Origin of the sequence: Cupriavidus sp. OV096, from assembly GCF_900115455.1 — a bacterium.
GTDB lineage: Bacteria > Pseudomonadota > Gammaproteobacteria > Burkholderiales > Burkholderiaceae > Cupriavidus.
The window spans coordinates 196,059-212,384 of sequence record NZ_FOWM01000002.1; the positions used below are offsets into that span (position 1 = coordinate 196,059).

The window sequence follows — 16,326 nt, forward strand, 5'->3', positions numbered from 1 at the left end:
GGAGACCCCTCCCCGTGCCCTTGCAGTCGTCGCTTCCCCTCGACGGATCGGACAGCCCGGCTGCCATGGCGAGCCGGCTGGCCCTGCCCGTGCCGTCCGGCCATCTGGACGAGCTGCGCCTGCCGGACGGCACGCTGCGCGCGCCCTGGGCGCGCTTCTTCTCGGAACTGGGCGAGCAGGGCGACCTGGGCAACCTGAGCCCGGACGCGCTGGCGGCGCGCGCGGCGGCAGTGGCGCGCCAGATCCGCGACAACGGCGTGACCTATAACGTCTATGCCGACCAGGGCGGCGGCGCGCGGGCGTGGCAACTCGAATTGCTGCCGTTCCTGATCGCCGAGGAGGACTGGGCCGTGATCGAGGCCGGCGCAGCCCAGCGCGCCACGCTCGCCAACGCCATCATGGCCGACATCTACGGCCCCCAGACACTGCTCACGCGCGGCCTGCTGCCGCCGGGGCTGGTCTACGGCCATCCCGGCTACATGCGGCCCCTCAAGGGCTACCAGCCGCCCGGCGGCAGCTTCCTCCAGACCATGGCGATCGACCTCGTCCATACCGACGATGGCTGGACCGTCATCGCCCATCGCACGGAAACCCCGTCGGGCATGGGCTACGCGCTGGAGAACCGGCTGATCATCTCGGGCCAGTTCGCCGATGCCTTCCGCGAGATGCGCGTGCGGCGCCTGCCGCCGGCCTTCGCCCAGCTGATCTCCACGCTGGCCCACGCGCCGCTGGTGGCGGGGGCGGATGAAGGCACGTCGCTGCCGTCGAGCGGCGGGCTGCACATCGTGCTGCTGTCGCCGGGGCCGTTCAACGAGACCTACTTCGAGCACACCTTCCTGGCGCGCTACCTCGGCATCACGCTGGTGGAAGGCAAGGACCTGACCGTGCGCAACGACATGGTCTACCTGAAGACGTTCGGCGGGCTGGAGCGCGTGGACGTGATCCTGCGCCGGCTGGACGACGTGTTCTGCGACCCGCTGGAGCTGCGCAGCGACTCCACCATCGGCGTGCCGGGGCTGCTGGAGGCGATGCGGGCGGGCAACGTGATGGTGTCGAACGTGCCGGGCGCGGGTTTCCTGGAGTCGCCGGCGATCCACGGCTTCCTGCCGGGCATCGCCCGCGCGTTGCTCGGGGAGACGCTGATCCTGCCTGCGGTGTCGAGCTGGTGGTGCGGCGAGGCCGCCGCGCAGGACGAGGCCATGTCGACGCTGACCGAGGCCTTCGTCATGCCGACCTATCCGCGCGTGCCGGGCGAGCCGCGCCTGGGCATGGAGCGCGGGCTGCAGCCGCTGGAAGACTGGCGCGCGCGCATCGCCGAGACGCCGGACCGCTACACGCTGCAGGCGCCGCTGCCGCTTTCGCACACGCCGTGCTGGGAGCCGGACGGGCGCGGTGGCGGGCGGATTGGCTCGCGGGCGTCCATGCTGCGCGTGTTCGCCATCGCCGATGGCAACGGCGGCTGGCAGGTCATGCCGGGCGGATTCATGCGACTGGCGCCGCCCCGGCTGGAGGCGGTGTCGATGCAGCTGGGCGGCACCAGCGCCGACACCTGGGTGCTCTCCAGCCAGACCTCGGGCGCCGTGCCACTGGCCGCGCGCAGCGGGCTGGCGGGGGCGCCCGCCTCGCGCCCGCTGGCCGTCTCCAGCCGCGCCGCCGAGAACCTGTACTGGGCCGGCCGCTACGCGGAGCGCGCCGAGAACACCGTGCGCCTGTGCCGGCAGATCCTCGGATCGATCGAATCGAACGATGAAACCGACGACGGCACGCTGAACATGATCAGCCAATTGGCGCAGTGGTTCGGCCTGGTGCCGGCCCAGACGCCGTCGCCGCAGGCGTCGCTGCGGGTGTTCGAGCGCCGCCTGGTGTCCGCGCTGGCCGATGCCAGCGGGAGCGCCGGCGTGGTGCAGACGCTGGCCAGTCACGCCCGCGCCGCCAACGAGATCCGCAACCGGCTCTCGAACGACCACTGGCGCACCATCCTGGCCGCCCGCAACGACTTCCATGACGCGATGGCCGCCGCCGCGTGCCCGGCCGGCTCGGCCAGCGGCGAGGGCTCGTACGACCGCTCCCGGGTGCTGGTCGCGCTGGAGCAACTGTCGATGCAGCTCGGGGCGATCAGCGGCGCGCAGGGCGACCGCATGTCGCGCGACGAAGCGTGGCGGCTGGTGTTCATCGGCCGTCATATCGAGCGCGTCTCCACGCTGGCGCTGTTCCTGGAGGTGGCCGAGCGCAGTGGCGCGCTGCGCTCGCGCAGTGGCTTCGACCTGCTGCTGCACCTGTTCGACAGCACGCTGACCTACCGCTCGCTGTTCCCGGGCCGGACCGACGTGCCGGCGCTGGTGGACCTGCTCGTGCTGGACGCCACCAACCCGCGCGGCCTCTACGGCGTGCTGGACCGCCTGCGCGAGAAGCTGGTGCAGTTGCCGACCGGCGCCACGGGCCAGGCCCGCGTACCGCTGGCGGAACTGCTGCCGCCGGCCAGCGCGCTGCCGTCGCGCACGGTGCTGTGCGCCACCGATGACGAGGGCCGCCATGCCACGCTGGCCGCGCTGTGCGACCAGCTCGGCGCGCGCATGGCCAAGCTGTCCGATGAAATCGGCGGCCGGTACTTCAGCCATGCCGGCGTGGCGCCGGAAACGGACCTGCCATGAGCGTGCATCCCGTGCCCGCCGCCAAGACGCCGGCCACCCCGGCGCCGACGCCGGAGGCCGACGCCCCGTCCACCCTGAGCGTGCACCACGTCACCACCTACCAATACGCCTGGCCCGTGGAGCACGCGCAGCAGCGCGCCGTGGTCACGCCGCCGTCCTACCCGTGGCAGGCCGTGAGCGCGCACTGCACCGACATCGATCCGCAGCCCTCGCACCATCACGTGCGCACCGATGCCTTCGGCAACAACGTGCTTCATTTCATGCTCGACGTGCCGCACGAGACCATGCGGCTGACCACGGCCAGCACGGTCACGCTGACGCCGCGCTGGGCCACGCTCGACCCGGCCCGCAGCCCGCCGTGGGAGAAGGCCGCGCAACGGCTGCGCTACCGCGCCGGCCAGCCGTTCGATCCCGAGGCCGAGTTCGTCTTCGCCTCGCCCAATGTGGCGCTGCACGCGGACCTGCGCGACTACGCCCGGCGCAGCTTTACGCCCGGGGTGAGCGTGGTGGCTGGCGCCATCGACCTGATGCACCGCATCCACGCCGATTTCGAGTATCACGCCGAGATCACCGAGGTCCACACGCCCGCGCTGGAGGCCTTCGCGCTGCGCAGCGGCGTGTGCCAGGACTTCGCCCAGGTGATGATCGGCTGCCTGCGCTCGCTCGGGCTGCCCGGGCGCTATGTCAGCGGCTATCTCCGCACCGACCCGCCGCCGGGCGAGCCGCGCCTGCTGGGCGCCGATGCCTCGCACGCCTGGGCCGGCGTCTGGTGCCCCGGGAACGGCTGGGTCGATCTCGACCCGACCAACGCCATGCTGGCCGACACCCGCCACGTCACCCTGGCCATCGCGCGCGACTACAGCGACGTGCCCCTGCTGCACGGCGTCATCGTGGGCGGGGGCGAGCACACGGTGGAGGTGGAGGTGAGCGTGGTGCCGGTGGAGTGATCGGCGGCGCCCGCGCATCATCTATCCGGGGATCCATGTACTTCAGGAGAGGGACCGCGGAACATGGTGGCGTCCTGGACGTTGTGGCGCCATGATGCGCGCCGTCCACCAATGGCACCTTTCGGAGAACTGCAATGACCCATCGCACCGCGATCGAAGCAAGGCGAAATCTTCCGGGGAGGGCCTTGCAGGGTGAGTATGTCACCCAGCAACAATTCAATGCGCTACGGAAACGGGTTGACGCCATTGCGCTGACAGACGACGGCATTATGTATTTCACAGTCAACAGCATCGGCGCGGATAGTCAGGCCAATGGCAGCGAGTCGGTGGCGATTGCCAGCGGTGCCTCCGCAAATTCCGAAGAATCTGTTGCAGTCGGCTACCTGGCTACCGGATCTGGCCAGGGCTCGGTGTGTGTGGGGGCGTATTCCTCAGCCAGCGAAACGTGCAGCACCTCCATAGGCTTTGACACGCTCGCTCAGGCTTATGGAGCGGTTGCGATCGGGTCTGCCGCGATAGTGGACCCCGTTGCTAACAAGGGGATCAGTATCGGCAACACAGCCATCGTTGCCGGTGATTCAGCATTGGCCATCGGCGCGAGTGCCACTGCGAGCGGCGAGCAGAGTGTGGCGATAGGCGCTGGTTCCACGACCGATCGCGCGCAGACGGTGTCCGTAGGCAATGACAGCGCGCTCCGCTTCATCGCCCGTGTTGCGGCGGGGCAGGAGGATGATGATGTCGCCACAATCGGCCAGTTGAAGGAGGCTGGCCTGCCCGTGAATGCGCGCGGCGAAGTGGAGCGTGCGCTGGTGCTGTACGACGACAGGAACAAGACGAGGCTGACGCTGCCGTTGGTAAGAGTGTCGGGATTGCGTCCCGCTGAACTGAGCGCGCAGAGCACAGAAGCGGTAACGGGCAGCCAGCTCTTCAAGGCAAATCAGCGGCTGGTCGAACTCGAGGCGCGCCTCGCGGCGCTGGAGCGTGCGGTGCGCGACAGGTAGTCGTGCAGGAATGGCCCCGGGTGGCTTGAGCACATGGTGCGGTCACACGGCAATCTTACTCAGGATGGGGCGCTGTCCGTCGCGGCAGCTGATGGAGAACGCAATGAGCAATCAGACTGATGTCCAGGCTAGGGCCAACGCCTCGGACAGGGACCGCCCGGGCCAGTATGTCACCCTGCAACAGTTCCATGCGCTACGGGAACGGGTTGACGCCATTGCGCTGCAAGACGACGGTATTACGTATTTTGCAGTCAACAGCACCGGTCCGGACAGTCAGGCCAATGGCATAGAGTCGGTGGCGATTGCCAGTCACGCCGAGGTGGATTCCGAGGAATGCGTCGCTGTCGGCCACGCGGCGGGAACAATCGGCGCGGACTATCCGGGCTCGGTGTATGTGGGTGCGTATGCCCAGGGATATGCCATATGCACCACTGCCATCGGCTATTACGCCTATACCAACGCTTATGGAGCGGTTGCGGCCGGGTGTCTGGCGACGGTGAGCGCCAGTGGTAACAAGGGGATTGCTATCGGCGATCTGGCCCTCGTTGACAGTGATTCAGCAGTGGCCATCGGCGCGAAGGCGACCGTGAATGGCGCCCAGAGTGTGGTGCTGGGTTGCGCTTCCACGACCGATCGCGCGCAGACAGTATCTGTCGGCAATGACAGCACCCGTCGCTTCATCGCACGTGTTGCGGCGGGGCAGGAGGATGATGATGCCGCCACGGTCGGCCAGTTAAAGGAGGCGGGCCTGTCCGTGAATGCGCGCGGGGAAGTGGAGAGCGCGCTGGTGCTCTACGACGACAGGAGCAAGACCCGGCTTACGCTGCAATCGGTAAAAGTTGCGGGGTTGCGACCCGCTGAGCAGAGCCTGCAGAGCACGGATGCGGTGGCAGGCAGCCAGCTCTTCAAGGCAAACCAGCAGCTGGTTGAACTCGAGGCGCGCCTCGCGGTGCTGGAGCGTGCGGTGCGCCACAGGTAGTACGGGAGCGAGCACACGGTGGAGGTGGAGGTGGAGGTGAGCGTGGTGCCGATGGATTAGGCTGGGTTTGTCCGATCCATGGTTTTCCGAAGTACGGCGTGAAAACATGGCCTCGCTGGCCAACGTCAACTTCAGGAGACCTTCGATGAGCAACGCCCAGACGGATATCGCAAGCAATCAGTACCTGACCCGGGAACAGTTCCAGGCACTGAGCGCAGTCGGAAAGAACGACAAGAACGCCAAGTACTTCCACGCCAACAGCAAGGGTCCCGATAGCGAGGCCAGTGGCCAGGAAGCCGTGGCCATCGGACCCTCCGCCGTGGCGGCGGGCTCGGGGAGCGTTGTGGTGGGCGAGGGCGCCGTGTTCGGCGCCGCGGGCCGGGGCGTGGTCATCGGCTCCCAGGCGCAGGTCGGGGCGGACTCGCCCGGCGACGGCGTGGTGGTACTGGGCAGCGACGCCACGGCATGGGGCGACAAGGCCGTGGCGATCGGCGGCAACGCCAATGCGGGCTACACGGACAACATCGCCATCGGCGGCGATGCCCAGGCCACCGCCGCCTCCGCCGCCGTGGCGGTGGGCGCCGATGCCTTCGCGGGGGGCGACCAGAGCGTGTCCGTCGGCTCCGCCGCCAGCGCCCAAAGCCAGGCGGCCGTGGCGATCGGAGCCAGCGCGAACGTGTACGGCTACGGCACCATCGGCATCGGGCGCGGCGCCATCGCCAACAACCATCACGCCACCGCCATCGGCGAGTATGCGGAGGTGAGCGCCTACGGCAGCGTGGCGCTCGGCGCGTCTTCCGTCTGCGACCGCGAATACGCGGTGTCCGTCGGCACGGCGGACAATGGCCGCTACATCACCCATGTGTTACCGGGCGAGCAGGACGACGACGCCGTGACCGTCGCGCAACTCAAGGACGCGGCCCTGCAGGTCAACCCGAAAGTGGCCCGGCGCCTGGGCAACCTCGAGGCCCGCATCGCAACGCTGCGCCAGCTCGAAGCGCGCATCGCGGCGCTGGAGCGGGCGGCGGGGCGTTCGTAGTCGGGGGGCGGGCGGCCTTTGGATCCATGTACTTCTGGAGATCGGGTAGCGACCATGGCGACGGCACGGGCCGTGTATGCGCCCTTGCCGTGGTTCTGATCAACCCCATTCCAGGAGCCCTTCATGGCAATTCCTCAGACTGAGCCCGAAGCAGGGAACCATCCATCGTCCGCCAACGGCAATCGTGGCGGTGGCGGTGGCGGTGGCGGTGGCGGTGGCGGCGGTGCGCCCTACCTGGCCTATGACGACAAGAGCAAGAGCCGCGCTACGCTGCCATCGACATTGGTCACGGGGCTCCGGCCCGGCGATGTGAGCCCCGGCAGCAGCGACGCCATCACGGGCAGCCAGCTGGCCGACACGGAGGCCGACGTCGCTGGCAATGCGCAGGACATCGCCGCGCTGTCGCAGACGGTGGATGACCTCGCCTCGGGCAAGACCGGCCTCAAGTATGTGCAGGTGAACGCCAGCGGGACGGCCGCCTCGGCACCCGGCAGCAACGCCATCGCCATCGGCGCGGATACCGTCGCCACCGGGGTCGGCAGTGTCGTGCTGGGCCAAGGGGCGACGGTCAGCGAGTCGGGGCCCGGCGTGGCCATTGGCCTGAATGCCCGTGCCGATGTCGCCGCGCGGGACCCCGTGGACGCCGGCTCGGTCGCACTGGGCTGCGATACCTATGCCTATGGCAGCCGCTCGGTCGCGATCGGCGAAAAAGCGCAGGCCGCCTACGCGTGGAGCGTCGCCATCGGCGGCAATGCCGTGGCGTCCGGCGCGGACAGCTTCCAGGTGGGCGGCACCACGGCGGTGGGGATGGCCGCGGTGGCATCCGGTCACAAAAGCGTGGCGCTGGGCCAGCGATCGGAAGCCTCCGGCGCGACGGCCATCGCCGTGGGGCCGATGGCGCAGGCCACCAATACCGGCGCGGTCGCCGTGGGCACCGACGCCGTCGCCAGCACCGAGTTCGCGGTGGCGCTCGGGCACGGCAGCCGCGCGGCGGCAGCGCACGGCGTGGCGCTCGGCACGGCCTCGTACTGCGACCGCGACCTGACGGTCTCGGTCGGCACCGACACCCTGCAGCGCCAGATCATCAACGTCGCGCCGGGCACCGCGCCGACCGACGCGGCCACCGTGGGGCAACTGAGCGCGCCCATCGCCCAGATGCGGGAAGCCCTCGCCTCGCGCGAGGGCCGCCTGCACGACCTCGAGGCGCGCATCGTGGCGCTGGAGCGGGCGCTGCGGGGCGCTTAGGGGTGCTTAGGGGTGCTTAGGGGCGTCCAACAAAAAAGCCGGCCGCTTGCGCGGGCCGGCTTTTTTCGCCAGATGGCTCGGATGGCGCCGAGGGCGGGTCAGCCGAGCTTCTTCTTGAGCAGTTCGTTGACCTGGGCCGGGTTGGCCTTGCCCTTGGTGGCCTTCATGGCCTGGCCGACCAGTGCGTTGAAGGCCTTTTCCTTGCCGGCGCGGAACTCTTCGACCGACTTGGCGTTGGCGGCCAGCACGTCGTCGATGATCTTCTCGAGTTCGCCGGTATCGGACATCTGCTTGAGACCCTTGGCGGCGATGATCGCGTCGGCGTCGCCGCCGGACTCGCCGGCCCACATCGCCGGGAAGACGTCCTTCTTGGCTGTGTTGTTGGACACCGTGCCGTCGGCGATGCGCGCCAGCAGCCTGGCCAGTTGCGCCGGGCGCACCGGGGCGTCGTCGATGGCCATGCCTTCGCGGTTCAGTTGCGACGCCACGTCGCCCATCAGCCAGTTGGCCGCCGGCTTGGCGCTGGCCACGCCGGCTTCGGTCACCACAGCCTCGAAGTACGCGGCGAGGGACTTGGTGGCCGTGAGCGTGCTCGCATCGTAGGCCGAGAGGCCGTATTGCGAGACGAAGCGCGCCTGCATCGCCGCCGGCAGCTCGGGCAGGCCGGCGCGCACGCGCTCGACCCACTCGCTGTCGATCTCGAGCGGCATCAGGTCCGGATCGGGGAAGTAGCGGTAGTCGTGCGCGTCTTCCTTGGTGCGCATCGCGCGCGTCTCGCCGGTGTCCGGGTCGAACAGCACGGTGGCCTGGACGATCTTGCGGCCGTCCTCGATCTCGTTGATCTGCCACTGCACTTCGTAGTCGATCGCCTGCTGCAGGAAGCGGAACGAGTTCAGGTTCTTGATTTCGCGGCGGGTGCCGAATTCCTTCTGGCCGACTGGGCGCACCGAGACGTTGGCGTCGCACCGGAAGCTGCCTTCCTGCATGTTGCCGTCGCAGATGCCGAGCCACACCACGAGCGAGTGCAATGCCTTGGCATAGGCCACGGCCTCGGCCGAGCTGCGCATGTCTGGCTCCGTCACGATCTCCAGCAGCGGCGTGCCGGCGCGGTTCAGGTCGATGCCGGTCATGTTGGCGAAGTCCTCGTGCAGCGACTTGCCCGCATCCTCCTCAAGGTGGGCGCGGGTCAGGTTCACGGTCTTCTCGTAGACGCCCTGCCGTCCTTCCACCTGGATCGTGATGGTGCCGCCCTGGACGACCGGGATCTCGTACTGGCTGATCTGGTAACCCTTCGGCAGGTCAGGGTAGAAGTAGTTCTTGCGCGCGAAGATGCTGCGCGGCGCGATATGGGCGCCGATGGACAGCCCGAACTCGATGGCGCGCTCGACGGCGCCCTTGTTCAGCACGGGCAGCACGCCCGGCAGCGCCAGATCCACGGGCGAGGCCTGCGTGTTGGGTTCGGCCCCGAACGCGGTGGAGGTGCCGGAAAAAATCTTCGAGGCGGTGGAGAGCTGCGTATGCGTCTCCAGGCCGATCACCACTTCCCATTGCATGGCGGTATTCCTGGTTTAAGTCTTCTGTTCTGTTCTATATCAGGCCGGACCCGGCGTTTTTCAGGGCGCGGGGTTCAACAGCCACGAATCGAGTTGGGCGAGCGCGGCCACACGCGCCAGGGCGTCGCCGCCGCTGGCGGTATCGCCGCCCGGGGTGCGCCGGGAGGCGTCGCGCCGGCCGTGCAGCTCGCTGGTGCCGTCGAAGCCATGATAGGCGCCCGGGTAGATCTCCAGCCGGAAGCGCGCATCGGGCTGGCGGGCCAGCACCGCGTTCTGGAGCATCGCGCAGCGCGTGGCCGGGGTCCAGTCGTCCGCGCCGCCAATCATCATCAGCACCGGCGCGCGCAGCTTGAAATTGTGCTGCCGCACCACGCGCTTGCAGGCCGGGTAGAAGGCCACGGCGCGCTCCACGGCAGGCGTGCCGGCCGGCCACGGGCGGCTGGCGTCGATGGCGGCCAGCACCGCCTGCGCGCCGTTCGACCAGCCCAGCAGCACGATGCGGCGCGGGTCGACGCCGGGCTGGCGGGCCACCCAGCGCAGCGCGGCCAGGGCGTCGGCGCGGCGCGTCTTGTCGTCGATGCCGCGCGCGTCCGGCGTGTCGCCGCAGCCGCTGGTGATGCGGCCGCGCGGGCCGAAGCTGTCCGGCATCAGCACGGCGTAGCCGCGCTCGGTCAGCCAGTGGGCGTACTCGCGGTAGCGGGCCTGCAGGGCGCCGGCCGGGTCGAGGATTTCGTCGATGGAGCCGGTGCGCCGTGCCACGCGATGCGTGTCTTCAAGCCCACCGCAGCCGTGCAGCGCCACGACCACCGGCAGCGGCTGCGACCTTGGCTGGCCGCTGTCGCGGGGCAGGAACCAGTAGGCGGGGAGCGTCGGCATGCCGGCATCGCCCGCCAGCCGTACGCGCTGGACGATGGGCGCCGGGGCGGCCGACGTGGAGGTGGCTGCCGAGGCCGCCACAGAAGCCGCCACAGCAGGCGCACTGGAGGCCGAAATCGGCGCTTGCGGCGCCGAGACCGTGCTCCAGGCCGGCACCGCCGCCACCGTCATCATCGCAAAACCCGCGCGCAGCCAGCGCCGCGCCCGAGGCATAACGCCGGGCAGAACCCCGGCGGCGAAGGATGAGCGTGGGCGGCGTGGCGGCATGATAGTTACGTTATCGCGTGCGGGCGCAGGCGCCCGAGTCCGGCTCGAACATCACCGGCCACGCTTCTTCATAGATGCCGGGCGTGCAGTGCGACTGGCAGCTTGCGTGCGCCAGCGTCACGCGGCGCGGGTCCTGCCAGACCATCAGCTTGCAGGCGCTGCCATCGTTGGCGCGCAGCTCGATATGTGGCGTTTTGCGCACCTGTCGGAAGTCGGCCAGATTGAAGCTGCACGAGCCGCGCTTGCCGACCCACAGCTTCCACTGCAACTGCTGCACGGCGTTGTCCACCACGCGTAGCTGGGCGTCCTCGCGGAAACCGTCTTCCTCGGTGCGGCGGCAGTCGCCGTTCAGGTCGATGTCCCGCGCGGCGATGGGCGTGGAGCGCCCGCCGAACGGCAGCGAGCAGCCGGCCAGCACCACGGCGAGGGCCATCGCGGCAAAGAGGCGTAGCAGGCGCTTGTCGTGCATCGTCATCAGGCCGGGCGGCGCAGGTGCCAGTCGGTGGCTTGCTGGAACGCATGGGCCACCTGCAGCAGGCGCGCTTCGTCGAAATAGTTGCCGATGAGCTGCAGGCCGACGGGCATATTGTCCTGACCGGTGCCGCACGGCACGCTCATGCCGGGCAGGCCGGCGAGGCTGGTGGAGAGCGTGAAGATGTCGGCCAGGTACATCTGCACCGGGTCGGCGGTCTTCTCGCCGAGCTTCCAGGCCACCGTGGGCGCCACCGGGCCCATGATCACGTCGCACTGGCTGAAGGCGCGCTGGAAATCGTCGGCGATGATGCGGCGGATCTTCTGCGCCTGCAGGTAATAGGCGTCGTAATAACCGTGCGACAGCACGTAGGTGCCCACCATGATGCGGCGCTTGACCTCGGCGCCGAAGCCTTCGGCGCGGGACTTCTTGTACATGTCGAGCAGGTCGCTGTACTCGGCCGCGCGGTGGCCGTAGCGCACGCCGTCGAAGCGCGACAGGTTGCTCGACGCCTCGGCCGGTGCAATCACGTAGTACACCGGGATCGACAGCTCGGTCTTGGGCAGGGTCACGTCGACCAGCGTCGCGCCGAGCTTCTCGTACTCGGCCAGCGCGCCGCGCACGGCGGCTTCCACGTCGGCGGACAGGCCCGCGCCAAAGTACTCGCGCGGCAGGCCGATGCGCAGGCCGGCCAGCGGTTGGTCGGCGCTGGCGCCGGCGCGCGGCTGGCCCAGATGGCGCGTGAAGTCCTCGTCCACGCCGCCCTGGGCGGGCGTGAGGCTGGTGGAATCCTTCGGATCGAAACCGGCCATGGCGTTGAGCAGCAGCGCGCAGTCCTCGGCCGAGCGCGCCATCGGGCCGCCCTGGTCGAGCGACGAAGCGAACGCGATCATGCCGTAGCGCGAGACGCGGCCGTAGGTCGGCTTGATGCCAGTGATGCCCGAGAACGACGCCGGCTGGCGGATCGAGCCGCCGGTGTCGGTGCCGGTGGCGGCCGGGGCCAGCCCTGCGGCCACCGCGGCGGCGGAACCGCCCGAGGAGCCGCCCGGCACGCGCTGCTTGTCCCACGGGTTGCGCACGATGCCGAAATACGAGTTCTCGTTCGACGAACCCATCGCGAATTCGTCCATGTTGGTCTTGCCCAGCGTGACCATGCCGGCGGCGGCGAGGCGCTCCACCACGGTGGCGTCGAACGGGCTCTGGTAGCCGGCCAGCATCTTCGAGCCGGCCGTGGAGGCCCAGCCGCGCGTCACGAAGACGTCCTTGTGGGCGATGGGCACGCCGGTCAGCGGCGTGGCCTGGCCCTGGGCGCGGCGCGCATCGGCGGCACGGGCCTGGTCCAGGGTGAGGTCGGCGTTGACGTCGACGAAGGCGTTCAGGTCGCGCGCGGCCTCGATGCGGGCGAGGTAGTCGCGTGCGAGTTCCTCGGCGGAGACGGTGCGCGCCGCCAGGGCATCGGCGATCTGGCGCAGGGAAGTCACGGAATCAGCGGAAAAGGACATGTCGGTCTGGTGTCTGCGGTGGCGGTCAGGGGCGGCGGCGGCGGGCCGGGCGGGTGGGCCCGGGCGTCACTCGATGACCTTCGGCACCAGGTAGAGGCCGCGTTCGGTGGCCGGGGCCGGGCGCTGGTAGTCTTCGCGGCGGTCGGTCTCGGTCACGGCATCCTCGCGCAGGCGCTGGGCGATGTCGCGCACGGCGGAGAGCGGGTGCGCCAGCGGCTCGATGCCGGTGGTGTCCACCGCCTGCATCTGCTCCACCAGCGAGAAGAAGTTGTTCAGTTGGGCGAGCGTCTGCGCGGCCTCGGCATCGCTGGTTTCGATGCGGGCCAGGTGCGCGATGCGCTTGACGTCGGAGAGTGCGAGAGCCATGGCGTGATGCGGCGCGGGCGCCGGGTTCAGTCCATCGGACTGGGGATGTTGCGGTCGGGTGGCGGGCAGGACGCCCGGAGCGGGGTCCGGGGGCGCCCCCGGGATCGTTTCGTTACAAGTTTTTCCGGGCGCTGACGCCCCGAAACAGCGTGGATTATAAGGTATCATTACGCGCTGCAGGCCTCCCGCAACGCGGACTTCACATGGCGCGCCAAATGGCGGGTTCCAGGCAGGTCACGGGTCACGCCGGCGGCTGCGCCGGTGATGCCGTCGCCACTGCTGGCACGTACCATGAGTGCCGGGCAGGGCAGCCGCCCGGGGCATGCGGCGCGCGAGCGTCGCAGGACTGCAACAGAGCAGGAAACGATTGGCGAACGATAAAGGCACGGCCCGGCGGCGAGTCCGCGATTAACGGCTGGTTTTCATCGCAGTTTCACACTTCACAATCAGGTTCCTCCGATTAGGCTTCTGCCATCGTCAGGCGATTTTCCGACCTGTCCGGCGCATCTGGCGGCGAACTTTCGCGCAGAGTCTAATCAAAGGTTCCCGTAGGTCCGGCGTGCAGGTTGCGCCGGTTGCGGATCGCCGATGACCGGGCGGGCATGCGCCCCTCGCCGTCGGCACCGGGGCGTACCGGCTTGCCGGTACGGGCCGCAGCGCACCGGGGGAACCGTGAACCATCACCCTTGCAAACGTATACCTGGCCGGGCCGAAGACGGCGCCGGCCGTTTCGCATACTCGCGAACCAACAAAAGACAGGATTCCTGATGTTCGGATTTCTCCGCAGCTATTTCTCCAACGACCTGGCCATCGACCTGGGCACCGCCAACACCCTGATCTATATGCGCGACAAGGGCATCGTCCTGGACGAGCCGTCGGTCGTGGCCATCCGTCAGGAAGGCGGCCCCAACGCCAAGAAGACGATCCAGGCGGTCGGCAAGGAAGCCAAGCAGATGCTGGGCAAGGTGCCGGGCAATATCGAGGCCATCCGCCCGATGAAGGACGGCGTGATCGCCGACTTCACCGTGACCGAACAGATGCTCAAGCAGTTCATCAAGATGGTCCATGACTCGAAGCTGCTGCGCCCGAGCCCCCGGATCATCATCTGCGTGCCGTGCGGCTCCACCCAGGTGGAACGCCGTGCCATCCGCGAATCGGCGCTGGGCGCCGGCGCCAGCCAGGTGTACCTGATCGAGGAGCCGATGTCGGCCGCGATCGGCGCCGGGCTGCCGGTGTCGGAGCCGTCGGGCTCGATGGTGGTGGACATCGGCGGCGGTACCACCGAGGTGGGCATCATCTCGCTGGGCGGCATGGTCTACAAGGGTTCGGTGCGCGTGGGCGGTGACAAGTTCGACGAAGCCATCGTCAACTACATCCGCCGCAACTACGGCATGCTGATCGGCGAACAGACCGCCGAAGCCATCAAGAAGGAAATCGGCTCGGCATTCCCGGGGTCCGAAGTGCGCGAGATGGAAGTCAAGGGCCGCAACCTGTCCGAAGGCATTCCGCGTGCATTCACGGTCTCGTCGAACGAAATCCTCGAAGCCCTGACCGATCCGCTGAACCAGATCGTGTCCGCCGTGAAGATCGCCCTCGAGCAGACGCCCCCGGAACTGGGTGCCGACATCGCCGAGCGCGGCATGATGCTGACCGGTGGCGGCGCGCTGCTGCGCGACCTGGACCGCCTGCTGGCCGAGGAAACCGGCCTGCCGGTGCTGGTGGCCGAAGACCCGCTGACCTGCGTGGTGCGCGGCTCCGGCATGGCGCTCGAGCGCATGGACAAGCTCGGCAGCATCTTCTCGTACGAGTAAGAACAGGAACCGCAACGTGGCGACACGCGGCATGCCGGCCCCAGCAGGCTGCGCCGGCGCGTGCGCCACGAGATTTCCGCCCCTTCCCGCCGCCCCCGGCGGGATGACTTCGCCTGCGCACGGGTAAATGGATTACTCCCCACCGCCGCTCTTCAAGCAAGGCACGTCCGCCGTGGCGCGGCTGGTCATTTTCGTGACCATCGCGCTGACGCTGCTCGTGGTCGATGCCCGCTTCGACGCCATGCGCGTCGCGCGCCAGGTTGCCGCCACCGTGCTGATGCCGGTGGAACGCGCGGTCCTGGTGCCGCGCGATGCGCTGCGCGGCGTCTTTGACTATGCCCAGTCGTCCGTCACGCTGGCCAACGAGAACCGCGAGCTGCGCCGCAGCGCCGTGGAGCAGGCCAGCGCCGCCGTGCGCCAGGCCCAGCTCGAGGCCGAGAACAACCAGCTGCGCAAGCTGCTGAATCTGACCCAGCAATCGGCCACGCCGGTGGTGGCGGCGGAGATCCTCTATGACGCCCGCGACCCGTACAGCCAGCGCATCGTGATCGACCGGGGCAGCGTGCAGGGCCTGCGCGCCGGCTATCCGGTGATCGACGAACGCGGCGTGATCGGCCAGATCACGCGGGTCTCGCCGCTCCAGTCCGAAGTGACGCTGCTGACCGACAAGGATCAGGCGATTCCGGTCCAGGTGGTGCGTAACGGGCTGCGCAGCGTGGCCTTTGGCGGCTCGCGTGCCGGGCAGCTCGACCTGCGCTTCATGGCGGCCTCGGCCGATCTCCAGCAAGGCGACCTTCTCGTCACATCCGGCCTGGACGGGACCTATCCGCCCGGCCTGCCGGTGGCGAAGATCTCCCATATCGAACGCAAGGCCGATACCGCCTTCTCGCGCGTGTACTGCGAGCCGGTGGCTGGCGTGCGCTCGCACCGACAGTTGCTGGTGGTGCGTTACGAGTCCGGGCTGGGACCGCGTCCGCAGGACGAGGACAAGCCGCAGAAGGCCGAGCGCGGTGCGCGTTCGGCGGCGGCCCGCGCCGGTGCCGAGAAATCGGCAGAGAAAAACGGCGATAAACCCGCTGCCACGGAGCCCGCACGGTGACCAATCCCCAGTATCTGCTGCGCCCGGTCAACCCCGCGTTCATCGCGGTGACGTTCATCGTCGCCTTCCTGTTCAACCTGATGCCGTGGGGCACCACGCTCTGGATTCCGGACATGGTGGCGCTGGTGCTGGTGTTCTGGAACATCCACCAGCCGCGCAAGGTCGGCATGGGCGTGGCCTTCCTGCTCGGCCTGCTGATGGATGTGCACGATGCCCGCCTGCTGGGCGAGCACGCCATGGCCTACACGCTGCTGGCCTACTTCGCCATCACGATCCATCGCCGCGTGCTGTGGTTCTCGGTTTATACCCAGGCGCTGCACGTGCTGCCGCTGCTGTTTATCGTCCACGCCGTGCCGGTGGTGATCCGCCTGGCCATGGGCGCGCCCCTGCCGGGCTGGCAACTGCTGCTGGCGCCCTGCATCGAGGCGCTGCTGTGGCCGCTGGCCACCAGTGTGCTGTTGGCGCCACAGCGGCGTTCGCACGACGTCGACGAAACCCGACCGATTTAGCCGATCCAG

14 protein-coding genes are annotated in these 16,326 nt (G+C 68.9%); 9 read left to right on the top strand and 5 right to left on the bottom strand.

What is annotated here, in order from left to right; genetic code table 11:
- Nucleotides 1–14 precede the first annotated feature (14 nt).
- From BM115_RS04830 to BM115_RS04855, 6 genes are all read left to right on the top strand, one after another.
- On the top strand, nt 15–2,651 hold the full coding sequence (locus BM115_RS04830) for a circularly permuted type 2 ATP-grasp protein (protein WP_092291212.1): 2,637 nt from the start codon (nt 15–17) through the stop codon (nt 2,649–2,651).
- A complete protein-coding gene (locus BM115_RS04835; protein ID WP_092291214.1) occupies nt 2,648–3,598 on the top strand; it encodes a transglutaminase family protein in 951 nt (316 codons plus the stop codon). Before BM115_RS04830 ends, BM115_RS04835 begins: the two co-directional genes overlap by 4 nt.
- Before the next feature lie 134 nt (nt 3,599–3,732).
- On the top strand, nt 3,733–4,599 hold the full coding sequence (locus BM115_RS04840) for a hypothetical protein (RefSeq protein WP_092291216.1): 867 nt from the start codon (nt 3,733–3,735) through the stop codon (nt 4,597–4,599).
- A 103-nt stretch (nt 4,600–4,702) separates the two neighbouring features.
- Nucleotides 4,703–5,578, top strand: coding sequence for a hypothetical protein (locus tag BM115_RS27255; protein ID WP_092291218.1), 876 nt, complete (start codon nt 4,703–4,705; stop codon nt 5,576–5,578).
- Nucleotides 5,579–5,723: 145 nt separating this feature from the next.
- Nucleotides 5,724–6,617: a hypothetical protein gene (locus BM115_RS04850; RefSeq protein ID WP_092291220.1), complete on the top strand. Its 894-nt coding sequence runs from the start codon at nt 5,724–5,726 to the stop codon at nt 6,615–6,617.
- A gap of 123 nt (nt 6,618–6,740) precedes the next feature.
- Nucleotides 6,741–7,862 (top strand): hypothetical protein, encoded by a 1,122-nt coding sequence (locus tag BM115_RS04855; protein WP_092291222.1) that lies wholly within the window; start codon nt 6,741–6,743, stop codon nt 7,860–7,862.
- Nucleotides 7,863–7,960: 98 nt separating this feature from the next.
- Here the strand turns inward: BM115_RS04855 and gatB are convergent, their stop codons facing one another.
- From gatB to gatC, 5 genes are all read right to left on the bottom strand, one after another.
- Complete coding sequence (gene gatB, locus BM115_RS04860) at nt 7,961–9,415, bottom strand: Asp-tRNA(Asn)/Glu-tRNA(Gln) amidotransferase subunit GatB (protein ID WP_092291224.1); 1,455 nt, start codon at nt 9,413–9,415, stop codon at nt 7,961–7,963.
- Between the two features lie 60 nt (nt 9,416–9,475).
- Complete coding sequence (locus tag BM115_RS04865) at nt 9,476–10,504, bottom strand: dienelactone hydrolase family protein (protein WP_177219854.1); 1,029 nt, start codon at nt 10,502–10,504, stop codon at nt 9,476–9,478.
- Between the two features lie 64 nt (nt 10,505–10,568).
- Nucleotides 10,569–11,033 (bottom strand): hypothetical protein, encoded by a 465-nt coding sequence (locus BM115_RS04870; protein ID WP_092291228.1) that lies wholly within the window; start codon nt 11,031–11,033, stop codon nt 10,569–10,571.
- Nucleotides 11,033–12,532, bottom strand: coding sequence for an Asp-tRNA(Asn)/Glu-tRNA(Gln) amidotransferase subunit GatA (gene gatA, locus BM115_RS04875; RefSeq protein ID WP_092291230.1), 1,500 nt, complete (start codon nt 12,530–12,532; stop codon nt 11,033–11,035). Before gatA ends, BM115_RS04870 begins: the two co-directional genes overlap by 1 nt.
- Nucleotides 12,533–12,598: 66 nt before the next feature.
- Entirely contained in the window at nt 12,599–12,898 is a 300-nt protein-coding gene (gene gatC, locus BM115_RS04880) for an Asp-tRNA(Asn)/Glu-tRNA(Gln) amidotransferase subunit GatC (RefSeq protein ID WP_092291232.1), read from the bottom strand.
- 767 nt (nt 12,899–13,665) lie between these two features.
- Between gatC and BM115_RS04885 the strand changes: the two genes are divergently transcribed.
- The 3 genes from BM115_RS04885 (at nt 13,666) to mreD (ending at nt 16,317) form a co-directional block, all read left to right on the top strand.
- Nucleotides 13,666–14,709 (top strand): rod shape-determining protein, encoded by a 1,044-nt coding sequence (locus BM115_RS04885; RefSeq protein ID WP_011296266.1) that lies wholly within the window; start codon nt 13,666–13,668, stop codon nt 14,707–14,709.
- A gap of 127 nt (nt 14,710–14,836) precedes the next feature.
- The gene (mreC, locus tag BM115_RS04890) at nt 14,837–15,808 is read left to right on the top strand and encodes a rod shape-determining protein MreC (RefSeq protein ID WP_092291234.1); all 972 of its coding nucleotides are present in this window, start codon (nt 14,837–14,839) and stop codon (nt 15,806–15,808) included.
- Nucleotides 15,805–16,317: a rod shape-determining protein MreD gene (gene mreD / locus BM115_RS04895; protein WP_092291236.1), complete on the top strand. Its 513-nt coding sequence runs from the start codon at nt 15,805–15,807 to the stop codon at nt 16,315–16,317. Before mreC ends, mreD begins: the two co-directional genes overlap by 4 nt.
- Nucleotides 16,318–16,326: the final 9 nt, after the last annotated feature.

Coding starts and splice junctions, on each gene's coding strand:
- BM115_RS04835 (WP_092291214.1), top strand. CDS start 2,648: ATGAGCGTGCATCCCGTGCCCGCCGCCAAGACGCCGGCCACCCCGGCG.
- BM115_RS04840 (WP_092291216.1), top strand. CDS start 3,733: ATGACCCATCGCACCGCGATCGAAGCAAGGCGAAATCTTCCGGGGAGG.
- BM115_RS27255 (WP_092291218.1), top strand. CDS start 4,703: ATGAGCAATCAGACTGATGTCCAGGCTAGGGCCAACGCCTCGGACAGG.
- BM115_RS04850 (WP_092291220.1), top strand. CDS start 5,724: ATGAGCAACGCCCAGACGGATATCGCAAGCAATCAGTACCTGACCCGG.
- BM115_RS04855 (WP_092291222.1), top strand. CDS start 6,741: ATGGCAATTCCTCAGACTGAGCCCGAAGCAGGGAACCATCCATCGTCC.
- gatB (WP_092291224.1), bottom strand. CDS start 9,415: ATGCAATGGGAAGTGGTGATCGGCCTGGAGACGCATACGCAGCTCTCC.
- BM115_RS04865 (WP_177219854.1), bottom strand. CDS start 10,504: ATGCCTCGGGCGCGGCGCTGGCTGCGCGCGGGTTTTGCGATGATGACG.
- BM115_RS04870 (WP_092291228.1), bottom strand. CDS start 11,033: ATGACGATGCACGACAAGCGCCTGCTACGCCTCTTTGCCGCGATGGCC.
- gatA (WP_092291230.1), bottom strand. CDS start 12,532: ATGTCCTTTTCCGCTGATTCCGTGACTTCCCTGCGCCAGATCGCCGAT.
- gatC (WP_092291232.1), bottom strand. CDS start 12,898: ATGGCTCTCGCACTCTCCGACGTCAAGCGCATCGCGCACCTGGCCCGC.
- BM115_RS04885 (WP_011296266.1), top strand. CDS start 13,666: ATGTTCGGATTTCTCCGCAGCTATTTCTCCAACGACCTGGCCATCGAC.
- mreC (WP_092291234.1), top strand. CDS start 14,837: ATGGATTACTCCCCACCGCCGCTCTTCAAGCAAGGCACGTCCGCCGTG.